This is a genomic window from Streptomyces sp. NPDC004561, assembly GCF_053602155.1.
This window is the reverse complement of record NZ_JBSGDB010000314.1, coordinates 1-10790: the sequence shown is the minus strand read 5'-3', so window position 1 is coordinate 10790 and position 10790 is coordinate 1. Positions and strand designations below refer to the sequence as shown.

Genomic DNA, 10790 nt, shown 5'->3' with positions numbered 1-10790 from the left:
GGCACGGTCGCCCGGCCGGGCGTGCTGCGCAGCAGGAGGGGGAGGGCGATCGGATGCCACAACACATCACGGCCGTCTACGACGAGATCAGGCGCTACGAGATCCACGTCGCCGTCGGCCTGGCCGTGCCGGCCGCGGCCCTGGCCGTACGGCGCCTCCTGCGCCGGCGCCGCGAGCGCTGACCGCCCGCGCCGCTCAGCCGCCGGCCCGGCCGTGCGCGTGCAGATACTCCAGCGCGTCCTGCACCACCGTGCGCCGGTACCAGGACCGCCAGGCGGCCAGGTCCCTGGCCAGCCCGTCCAGCGCGTCCCGCTGCCCGGGGGTCAGCCAGACGCCGGGCTCGGCGCGGTGGACGGTGATCACGCCGCCGCACTCGCCGCCGTCCGAGACCATGGGGACGCCGTACAGCGCGCGGCTGCCCGCCACGCGTGCCGCCAGTCCCACGGGGTGGTCGGCCAGGCCCGGTTCGACGGTCACGTCGGCGACGGTCACCGCCCGGCCCGCCGCCCGGGCCCGCGCGCACACCGCCGGCGGTCCGAGGACCAGGGCGAGGCAATCGCGGTAGGCCGCGTCGAGCCCGTGATGGGCCTCCAGCACGAGCGCCTCGTCCTGCCCCGTGTCAATCAGGTGGATCTCGGCCGCGTCGGCGTCGGTCAGCGTCACCGCCGCGTACAGGGCCGCCCGCAGCACCTGCCGGCGATCACGCGGGTCGACCCGGTCCGCCTGCGGCAGTTCGAGGGCGGGCGGCGAGGTGTGCCGGCGGCCCGGGAACCACTTCTCGTCGGTCAGCGGCGCGGGGGCGGTCACCACCGCCGAGGCCAGCACCCGCAGCGGCACGTTGTGGTGCTGCGAGCCCGCCCGCAGCAGCTTGAAGGCGGCGGCGGGGCCGGGCAGGGCGTAGCGGGCGATCAGGATGCCCTGGGCGATGCCGATGATCCCGCTGGTCCGGGCCTTGGCCCGCAGGCCGAAGATCTCGCCGGCCGTCTCGACCGGCAATGACGGCCCCGTCTGCCCGGCCCGCGCCGCGCCTCCGCCGCACGCGGTGGAGAGGGCGCCCTCCAGGTTCGGGCACAGCCGGATGCCCGGCAGGGGTGTCATCGTGAGCATGCTGCGCACCTGGGGGGTGGCCCCCGCGACCAGGACGGGTCCGGCGGTGTGGTGCCGGGTGTGGGCGTCGAGGGCGTCCAGGGCAGGGGTGCTCACCCCGCGCACCCCGGACACGTCCAGGACGAGGCTCAGGCCCCGCTCGTCGGCCCGTTTCAGGCGCAGGTCCAGCTCACGCCCCAGCAACCCGGCGCTGTGGGCGTCGAACGTTCCCGACAGTTGCAGCACCACCGCCTGGTCGGTGACCGGCTGCACGGTCACCGTGGCGCCTCGCGTCACAGGGCATCACCCGCGGTCTTCCCCCGTTCCGACATGCATGTTTCGACGGGTCCGCAGACCCTCGGCCGCTTCCTGACCGCTTCACCTCTTCACCTTGTTCCTTTGTACGTCGAAAAGGCAAGCGGACTCAGCGGTGGGACGGCACCCCACGCGGTGACGGGGACCCGGCTCGTGTGCGCCGGGCGCGCGGGAGCACACTGGGAGACAGACCCGGCCGTGATTCGGCCGTGGGTCCGGGGCTCCCTCGGTTCGGACAAGTGCTGGGGGAGCTTCGACGCGGCTCGCGCGCGCAGGCCGGGGCGTCCCTCACGAGGAGCGCGCCGTCCGCCGCGCCTCCTTCTCCCGTGTGCCGTGATCCGCTCCGGCCGGGGTGTCGTCGGCGCGTTCGTGGCCGCCGCGCAGGGCGGAGGTGAGCGCGGAGACGAGGGCCATGCCGGCGGCCACGCTGAAGACGATGGTCAGGCCGTGGTGGAAGGGTCCGGAGACCAGTTCCGGGAAGAAGGTGTGGCCGGTCAGGGTGGCCCGCTGGGCCGCGGTGAGCCGGTCCAGGGTGCCGCCGGCGCCGAGCAGATGCCCGATGGGGTTGTTGCCGAGGAACGTGGCGAACAGGGTGCTCACCGGCGGCAGCGAGGCCGCCTGGTGGGCGGTGGCGGCGGGCACGCCGTGCGCCTGGAGTCCGCTGCTGAGCGTCGACGGCAGGGAGGAGGCGAGGCCGGAGACCATCAGGGAGAAGAAGACGCCGATGGACAGGGCCGTGCCGGAGTTCTGGAAGGTGGACCGCATCCCGGAGGCCACCCCCCGGTAGCGGGCGGGCACGCTGCCCATGATCGACGAGGTGTTGGGCGAGGAGAACATCCCCTGGCCCAGGCCGTTGAGCAGCAGCAGCGCGGCGAACCCGCCGTACTCGAAGTTCACCGGCAGCGCCAGCAGGCCGAGGAAGGACCCGGCGACGACGATCAGCCCGGCGGTGGAGAAGATGCGGGCGCCGAACCGGTCGGAGAGGTAGCCGGAGACGGGACCGGCGAGCAGGAAGCCGATGGTCAGCGGCAGCATGAAGATGCCGGCCCACAGCGGGGTGTCCTCGAAGTCGTAGCCGTGCAGCGGCAGCCAGATGCCCTGGAGCCAGATGATGAGCATGAACTGCAGGCCGCCGCGCGCGATCGCGGTCAGCAGGGCGGCGAGGTTGCCCGCCGCGAACGCCCGGACCCGGAACAGGGACAGCCGGAACATCGGCTCGGCGACCCGGGTCTCGACGACGCAGAACGCCAGCAGCAGGAAGACGCCGCCGATCAGCCCGGTGAGCACCCAGGGGTTGGTCCAGCCCGTGGCATGGCCGCCGTAGGGCTGGATGCCGTAGGTGATGCCCGCGAGCAGGATGCCGGCGCCCGAGGCGAAGGTGAGGTTGCCGAGCCAGTCGACGCGGCCGCGGCCGCCGGCCGAGGTCTCGCGCAGGCTCAGGTACGACCACAGGGTGCCGGTGATGCTGACCGGGACGCTCACCCAGAACACCGCCCGCCAGTCGACGGCGGCCAGCAGACCGCCCGCGAGCAGGCCGAGGAACTGCCCGGCGAGCGCGGTGATCTGGTTGATCCCGAGGGCCATGCCGCGCTGCCGGGCCGGGAAGGCGTCGGTGAGGATCGCGGCGGAGTTGGCGGTGAGCATGGAGCCGCCGAAGGCCTGCACGATGCGCCACAGGATCAGCCACAGCGCGCCGGCCCCGGCCCGGAACGGGTCGAGGGACAGGGCGACGGAGGCGCACGCGAAGACCAGGAAGCCCAGGTTGTAGATCCGCACCCGGCCGAACATGTCGCCGAGCCGGCCGAGGACGACCACCAGCACGGCCGAGACCAGCAGGTACCCGAGGATCATCCACAGCAGGTAGCCGATGTTGCCGGCCGCGAGCGGGTCCAGTCCGATGCCGCGGAAGATGGCCGGCAGGGAGATGATCACGATGGAGGCGTCCATCGTGGCGATCAGGACGCCCAGTGTGGTGTTGGAGAGGGCGACCCACTTGTAGCCGGGGCCCGGGGGTGTGTCCCGCAGGCGGGCCGAGCGGGCGAGGAGGCGGGCGCGTATGCCCGCGCCGGGCGGGTTGCCGTTCACAGCCGCTCCGCCAGCCGGTCGAGCAGGGGCAGGGCCGCGTACAGGGCCTGCCGTTCGTGCGGGGTGAACTCGTCCAGGGCGTGGGCGAGCCGGCCTACGGACTCGGAGCGGCGCTGCTCCAGCACGCTCCGGCCCTCCTCGGTGAGGGACACGATGGCCCGGCGCCCGTCGGCCGGGTCGGGCGCGCGGCTCACCAGGGCGCGCTGTTCGAGTCCGGCGAGGGTCCCGGCCATCGCCTGCGGCCGGACCCGTTCCAGTTCGGCGAGCGAACCGGGTGAGTCCGGGCCGGTACGGGCCAGCCGCGCCAGCACCGAGACGCCGGAGAGGGATATGTCGCCCACCGCGTGTGCCTGGCGCAGCCGGCGCACGATGCGGCCCATGGCCAGGCGCAGCGCGCCGGCGAGTGCCGTCGTGTCCTCCGGCCGGCCGGCGGCGGCGCTGCCGGGTTCGGTCCTGTCTGCCAACTCCATGATTAATAACAATAGGTTTATCAGTCTGGACTGTTCAACCAAGGGCGGGTAATCAGCGGACCGCACACCGTGGCAGGGGCGAAGGATCCGGTTTCCGTGGGTTTGGACGGCGGCCCAGCGGCAAACCGGAAGTCGACCGACACCACGAAGACGTTGGGATGTGAAACCCGATGGCTGGCAACCAGAAGGCCAAGGCCAAGGCGGAGCAGGCCAAGGGCAAGGTCAAGGAGACCGCGGGCCGCTCGGTCGGCAACGAGCGCATGGAGGCCGAGGGCCATATGGAGCGCTCGCGCGGCGACGCCCGCCAGGCCAAGGAGAAGACCAAGGACGCCTTCAAGCACTGAGTCACACCGTGCCACCGGCCATGGCGCCGGCTGGAGCGATCGATCGGACACGGGTCCCGGAAATCCGCGGATTTCCGGGACCCGTTCCGCTGCCCGCACACGGTCACCGCGGCGCCTCGGTCCGGGCCCCGATCCCTTCTGGAGTTCGTGTGCAACCGGAGGATTCCTGGCGAACGTCCCTTTGATCGACGGACCAGCGGGTAGCCGAGCAGGGACGGCACGATCCTCCGTGACCGCAGGAAGGAACCCTGCCCCCACAGGAAAAGGGCGACGAGGTATGGACATCCCGCTCAGGACGCACGCGATGACGCAGGACCGCCCGGCGACCCTGCGCTACAGCCGCACCTGGGACACCGGCGTATCCAGCATCGCCGACGCGCGAGACGCGGTCGCGACCCTGCTCGCCAGGGCGCGTCCGGCACCCGTGCGGCGCTCCGTCCAGGACGCCCAGCTCGTCGTCAGCGAACTCGTGACGAACGCCGCCAAGCACGCGCCCGGCCCCTGCGGCCTGCACCTGGAACTGCCGGCCGGCGCCAGGGCGCTGCGCATCACCGTGACGGACACCTCCGCCGAGCCGCCGCGCCCGCGCCCGCCGGACCCCGGACGGGTCGGCGGTCACGGGCTGCACCTGGTGGCGATGCTCGCCGGGAACCTCGAGGTGACCTGGCCGGGGCACGGCAAGCGGGTCACCGCCACCGTGCCGCTGACCGTCCAGGAGGACGGCTGAGCGGTCAGGAGACCCTGATGCCGACGATGCAGGTGTCGTCGTCGGTGTCCGACCTGCTGTAGGTGAGCAGCCGGTCCAGCTGCTGGTCCAGGGTCCGCGGCGCCGCGCGCGCCGTGTCCAGGAGATGGGACAGGGACTCCTCCACCGAGCGGTCCCGGCGCTCGATCAGGCCGTCGGTGTACATCAGCAGGGTGTCCCCCGCGGCCAGCTGCACCTCGCTCTCCTCGTACCCGGCCTCCGGCAGGGCGCCCAGCAGCAGGCCCTTGAGCCGGGGCAGCGCGGTGGCCTCCTCCTGCCGCACGAGGACCGGCGGCAGATGCCCCGCCCGCGCCCAGCGCAGGGTGCGCCGGTCGCCGTCGTACAGGCCGCAGACGGCGGTCGCGGTGACGGCGCCCGTCAGATGGTGGGCCACGATGTTCAGCCACGACAGCAGCTGGGCCGGGCCCGCCCCGGTGACGGCCAGGCCCCGCAGCGCGTTGCGCAGCACGACCATGCTGGTCGCGGCCTCGATCCCGTGCCCGGCCACGTCGCCGACGCACAGCAGCACCAGCCCGGAGGGCAGGACGACGGCGTCGTACCAGTCGCCGCCGACCAGTTGCTCGGTCTCGGCGGGCCGGTAGCGCACCGCCACCTGGAGGTCCGGCACCCGCAGCGGCGTCTGGGTGGGCGGCATGATGGCGTGCTGGAGCTGCAGGGCCAGCCGGTTGCGTTCGTCGGCCTGCTGCTCGGTGTGGGCCAGCTGGTCACGGGTGGCGGCCAGGGCGACCTCGGTCCAGTGCTGGGCGGAGATGTCCTGGTAGGCGCCGCGCACCACGAGCAGCTGGCCGTCGGTGTCGAGGACCGGTTCGGCGACCACGCGCATGTGCCGCGTCACGCCGTCCGGGCGCAGCAGCCGGAACGCGGCGGACGCGGGCCTGCGGTGGTGCATCAGGGTGCGCAGGAAGCGGCCGATGGAGACGGCGTCGTCGGTGTGGGCGTGGGCGGCCAGCGCCTCCAGGGGCACCGGCGGGGTGGTCGGCGGACGGCCGTACAGGCTGAACAGCTGGCCGTTCCAGGTGATCTCCCCGGTCAGCAGGTTCTCCTCGAAGCCGCCGATCCGGCCGAGCCGCTGGGCGTGCTGGAGCAGGCTGGCCAGCCGGGCGGTCTCGTCCTCGATGCGCCAGATCAGCAGCACCCCGCAGCCGTGGCGGCTGATGCTGATGTCCGCGACCGTCGACAGCGGCACCTGGTCGACCAGGGAGGTCAGCCGCATACGGCGGGCGCGGAACGGCTCGCCCGTGGCGTAGACCCGCTCCACGCGCTGGAACAGCTCGCTGGTGCCGGCCGCCATCGGGTAGGCCTCCAGCAGCAGCGCTCCGTTGACGACCGCCCGTGGCCGGCCCGCCGGGTCGAGGAACCGGCCGTTGACGTGCTGGATGCGGAAGTCGACGAGCCGCCCGGCGTCGTCGAGATGCGGGACCAGCACCAGGGCCGGGTCGTACAGCCCGTCCGACAGGTCCATCAGCTCCACGACGTCCGGCAGCGGCCGCGGCCCCTGCCCGGTGTCGGCCGGCGGCTCGAAGGTCTCCAGGGTGTGCGCGCACAGCTCGGCGAGCGCCTCGATCTGCCGCAGCACCGGACGGGACAGCGGCCCCTCGGGCTTGGCCCAGGCGATCTCCAGCACCCCCAGGATGCGGCCGCCCGCACCGGCGGGCACGGCGATCCGCGCGCCCTCGGTGTACTCCCGGCGCCCGATCGTCGGCAACCCGGAGGCGGCGAGCGAGGGCAGCCACTGTCCCTCGGGCCCGGACAGACCGCGCCGGGCCACCGTGGCCACGTCGGGCGGCACATAGCGCCAGCGGTCCGCCTCCCCCAACGGGAAGCCGGCGCTCCCCGCCAGGGTCAGCGAGCCGTCCGGACCGGCCGCCCAGATCGCCACGGCGACCGCGCCCAGCGGCCGCAGGGCGTGGCCGAGCAGCGAATCGGCCATCGCCTGGGTGTCCTGTGCGGCGAGGACACCGCTCTCGGCGGCGCGCAGCCGCACCGCGGCGGACTCCGCCACGGGCTCGGCCGGGTCCGCGGCGACCGCCAGGAACGCCTCGGTCACCTCCGTGACGCGGTCCCGGGCCGCCTGGTTGATCACGTCGACCGCGAACTCCAGCGGGGTGACCTGCGCCTGCTCGGTCAGATCGGTCAGCTGGCGGGCGGCCTGCGCGGGACCGCAGCCGAGGCGTTCGACCAGGATGCCCTTGGCCAGCTCGATCAGCGCCCGGCCGTCGGCCTCCGCCTGGGCCGCCCGCACCTCCCGGCTCAGCCGCTCCACGGTCGCGGCGAGCCGGCCCACCGGCGAGTTGGCCGGGACGTCGGCCGCCACGGCCTCGACGGACGGCAGCTGCACGGACAGCTCGGCGGGCACGGCCGCCGCCGGGAGTGCTTCGTCGGTGCTCACCGGGTGGGTACCCCTCTGACGGACGACGGGCGGGCGGGCGGTGCCGTCCTCATGCGGGGAGCCAGCGCCGGACGCAGGCGATGAGGTCATGGGTGTCCACCGGTTTCGTGACGTAGTCGCTGGCGCCGGAGGCGAGGCTCTTCTCCCGGTCGCCCTGCATCGCCTTCGCGGTCACCGCGATGACCGGCAGGTCGGCGTACTGCGGCATCCTGCGGATCTCCGCCGTGGCCGTGTAGCCGTCCATCTCGGGCATCATCACGTCCATCAGCACGAGTTCGACGTCCGGGTTGTTCACCAGCGTCTCGATGCCCTTGCGGCCGTTCTCCGCGTGCAGCACGCGGAAACCGTGCAGTTCGAGGATACCGCTGAGCGCGAACAGGTTGCGGGCGTCGTCGTCGACGACGAGGACGGTACGGCCGCGGGTGTGGTCGTCGATCAGGTGCGGTGCCGTGCGCTGCGGTTCCTCGCCGCGGACCAGGGTGAGCACCTCGCCCGGCTCCTCGGCGGACAGATGCAGGGCGATCCGTTCGCGCAGGTCGTCCAGGCTGAACAGGTACTCCGACGAACCGCCCGGCTCGTCCCCGAGGTGGTCGGGGCGGTGCGAGCCGTGCACCAGCACCGGGACGCTCGCGAGGGCCGAGTCGCCGCGCAGCGCCCGCAGGAACCGGGCCGACTCCCCGTCCGGTGCGCCCAGTTCGACCACGACGCAGTGGCAGGGCTCGGCGGCGAGCGCGCCGGCCGCCTCCTGGGCGCCGACCGCCGTGATCACGTCGACGGGCGTCCCCGAGCCCTCGGGGCGGCCCTGCGAGAGGTCCCCGGCCACGCTCTCGGCGACGAGGGTCAGCAGCCCGCGCGGCCGCTCCTCCACGACGAGCAGGCGGCGCGGACGCTGCCGCGTTCCGAGGGCGAGCTGCACACCGGATCTCCTCTCGACGCTCTCCAGCTCGGCCGGCTCCTCCCGCGCGGGCACGGGGTGCCCGCCGCGCAGGTGGGTCTCGAAGTCCGGGCGGGCCACCGGCAGGAACAGGGTGAAGGTGCTGCCCTTGCCGGGCGTGCTGTCCACGGTGACTGCGCCGCCGAGCAGGTGGGCGATCTCCCGGGTGATGGACAGCCCGAGCCCGGTGCCGCCGTACTTGCGGCTGGTGGTGCCGTCCGCCTGCTGGAACGCGCCGAAGATGGTCTCCAGTTGCTGTTCCGGGATGCCGATGCCGGTGTCCGTCACACGGAAGGCGGCGATCGCACCGCCGCGCACCACGCCCCCCGGCACCTCGTCGTCGGTGGCGGGCTCCACGCGCAGTTCGACACCGCCCTGTTCGGTGAACTTCACCGCGTTGGACAGCAGGTTGCGCAGGATCTGCCGGAGCCGGGAGTCGTCGGTGAGCAGGTCGGCGGGGGCGCCGGGAGCCGTGGTGACGGTGAAGTCCAGGCTCTTCTGCGAGGTCATCGGCCGGAAGGTGGCCTCGACGTACTCGATGAGCTGCCGCAGCGAGACGCGCTCCGGCGTGACGTCCATCTTGCCGGCCTCGACCTTGGACAGGTCGAGGATGTCGTTGATCAGCTGGAGCAGGTCGGAGCCGGCCGAGTGGATGATGCCCGCGTACTCGACCTGCTTCGGGGTGAGGTTGCGGGAGGGGTTCTGGGCCAGCAGCTGGGCCAGGATGAGCAGGCTGTTCAGCGGGGTGCGCAGCTCGTGGCTCATGTTGGCGAGGAACTCCGACTTGTACTTCGAGGCGAGCGACAACTGCTGGGCGCGCGCCTCCAGTTCCTGCCGGGCCTGCTCGATCTGCAGGTTCTTCGCCTCGATGTCGCGGTTCTGCTCGGCGAGCAGCGAGGCCTTCTCCTCCAGTTCGGCGTTGGAGCTCTGCAACTCCTCCTGGCGCGCCTGCAATTCCGCCGACCGCGACCGGAGCGCGCTGGTCAGACGCTGCGACTCCTCGAGCAGTTCGTCGGTGCGGGCGTTGGCGACGATCGTGTTGACGTTCGTGCCGATGGTGTCCACCAGCTGCTGCAGGAAGTCCCGCTGGATGGGGGCGAACCGGGTGACCGAGGCCAGCTCGATCACGCCGAGGACCTGCTCCTCGAAGAGGATGGGCAGCAGCAACAGCGCGGAGGGCTCGATCCGTCCGAGCCCGGAGGAGATGGTGACGTACCCGGGCGGCAGCTCGTCCACCGCGATGGTGCGGCGGCTGCGCGCGGCCTGGCCGACCAGGGAGCGGCCGAACGGGATGCGGACGGGCCGGGGGTCCTCCTCGGGTCTGCCGTAGGCGCCGACGAGCCGCAGTTCGGGCCCGGCCTCGCCGTCCTCGGCGAGGTAGAAGGCGCCGTACTGCGCGGACACCTGCGGCACCAGCTCGTCCATGATCAGCTCGGCGACGACGGGCAGGTCGCGGTGGCCCTGCATCAGGGCGGAGATCCGGGCCAGGTTGGTCTTGAGCCAGTCCTGCTGCTGGTTGGCCCGGGTGGTCTCGCGCAGGGACTCCACCATGGAGTTGATGTTGTCCTTGAGGTCGGCCACCTCGCCGGAGGCGTCGACGGTGATGGACCGCGTGAGGTCGCCCTCGGCGACCGCGCTGGCCACGTCGGCGATGGCGCGGACCTGCCGGGTCAGGTTCCCGGCGAGTTCGTTGACGTTCTCGGTGAGCCGCTTCCAGGTGCCGGAGACACCCTCGACCTCGGCCTGACCGCCGAGCCGGCCCTCGGTGCCGACCTCCCGGGCCACGCGGGTGACCTCGTCGGCGAACGCGGAGAGCTGGTCCACCATCGTGTTGATGGTCGTCTTCAGTTCGAGGATCTCGCCGCGCGCGTCGACGTCGATCTTCTTCGACAGGTCGCCCTTGGCCACGGCGGTGGTGACCAGCGCGATGTTGCGGACCTGGCCGGTGAGGTTGTTGGCCATGGAGTTGACGTTGTCGGTGAGGTCCTTCCAGGTGCCTGCCACGTTGGGCACGTGCGCCTGGCCGCCGAGCCGGCCCTCGGTGCCGACCTCGCGGGCCACCCGGGTCACCTCGTCCGCGAACGCGGAGAGCGTGTCGACCATGGTGTTGATGACGTCGGCGAGGGCCGCGACCTCGCCCTTGGCCTCGACGGTGATCTTCTGGGAGAGGTCGCCCTTGGCGACGGCGGTGGCGACCTGGGCGATGGAGCGGACCTGGCCGGTGAGGTTGGAGGCCATCACGTTGACGTTGTCGGTGAGGTCCTTCCAGGTGCCGGCGACCCCGCGCACCTGCGCCTGTCCCCCGAGCCGCCCGTCGGTGCCCACCTCGCGGGCCACCCGGGTCACCTCGTCCGCGAACGCGGACAGCTGGTCCACCATCGTGTTGATGGTGTTCTTCAGC

The 10790-nt window shown here is 72.7% G+C and carries 7 protein-coding genes and 1 pseudogene; 3 read left to right on the top strand and 5 right to left on the bottom strand.

Features of this window, described 5'->3' with window-relative positions:
* A pseudogene (locus tag ACWEN3_RS31685) lies at positions 1-182 on the top strand (hypothetical protein); the annotation flags it as partial.
* Positions 183-195: 13 nt separating this feature from the next.
* Here ACWEN3_RS31685 and ACWEN3_RS31680 read toward each other — a convergent pair.
* The 3 genes from ACWEN3_RS31680 to ACWEN3_RS31670 all read right to left on the bottom strand — a co-directional run bounded on the left by ACWEN3_RS31680 (position 196) and on the right by ACWEN3_RS31670 (position 3956).
* Complete coding sequence (locus tag ACWEN3_RS31680) at positions 196-1383, bottom strand: ANTAR domain-containing protein (RefSeq protein ID WP_452977683.1); 1188 nt, start codon at positions 1381-1383, stop codon at positions 196-198.
* A gap of 306 nt (positions 1384-1689) precedes the next feature.
* Complete coding sequence (locus ACWEN3_RS31675; RefSeq protein ID WP_452977686.1) at positions 1690-3348, bottom strand: MFS transporter; 1659 nt, start codon at positions 3346-3348, stop codon at positions 1690-1692.
* Between the two features lie 134 nt (positions 3349-3482).
* Complete coding sequence (locus ACWEN3_RS31670) at positions 3483-3956, bottom strand: MarR family winged helix-turn-helix transcriptional regulator (RefSeq protein ID WP_452977680.1); 474 nt, start codon at positions 3954-3956, stop codon at positions 3483-3485.
* Positions 3957-4126: 170 nt separating this feature from the next.
* Here ACWEN3_RS31670 and ACWEN3_RS31665 point away from each other — a divergent pair, with 170 nt between their 5' ends.
* Positions 4127-4300, top strand: a complete 174-nt coding sequence (locus tag ACWEN3_RS31665; protein WP_452977678.1) for a CsbD family protein — start codon at positions 4127-4129, stop codon at positions 4298-4300.
* 304 nt (positions 4301-4604) lie between these two features.
* Complete coding sequence (locus ACWEN3_RS31660) at positions 4605-5027, top strand: ATP-binding protein (protein ID WP_452977675.1); 423 nt, start codon at positions 4605-4607, stop codon at positions 5025-5027.
* Between the two features lie 4 nt (positions 5028-5031).
* On the opposite strand, the gene ACWEN3_RS31655 is transcribed toward ACWEN3_RS31660, so the two are convergent.
* Entirely contained in the window at positions 5032-7545 is a 2514-nt protein-coding gene (locus ACWEN3_RS31655) for a SpoIIE family protein phosphatase (protein ID WP_452977672.1), read from the bottom strand.
* Positions 7505-10789, bottom strand: coding sequence for a HAMP domain-containing protein (locus ACWEN3_RS31650; protein ID WP_452977669.1), 3285 nt, complete (start codon positions 10787-10789; stop codon positions 7505-7507). The genes ACWEN3_RS31655 and ACWEN3_RS31650 overlap by 41 nt, the downstream gene beginning before the upstream one ends.
* Position 10790: the final 1 nt, after the last annotated feature.

Excerpts from the sequence above, each read along its gene's own strand:
- ACWEN3_RS31675 (WP_452977686.1), bottom strand. The coding sequence starts at position 3,348 with ATGGACGCCTCCATCGTGATCATCTCCCTGCCGGCCATCTTCCGCGGC.
- ACWEN3_RS31660 (WP_452977675.1), top strand. The coding sequence starts at position 4,605 with ATGACGCAGGACCGCCCGGCGACCCTGCGCTACAGCCGCACCTGGGAC.
- ACWEN3_RS31670 (WP_452977680.1), bottom strand. The coding sequence starts at position 3,956 with ATGGAGTTGGCAGACAGGACCGAACCCGGCAGCGCCGCCGCCGGCCGG.
- ACWEN3_RS31655 (WP_452977672.1), bottom strand. The coding sequence starts at position 7,545 with ATGACCTCATCGCCTGCGTCCGGCGCTGGCTCCCCGCATGAGGACGGC.
- ACWEN3_RS31665 (WP_452977678.1), top strand. The coding sequence starts at position 4,127 with ATGGCTGGCAACCAGAAGGCCAAGGCCAAGGCGGAGCAGGCCAAGGGC.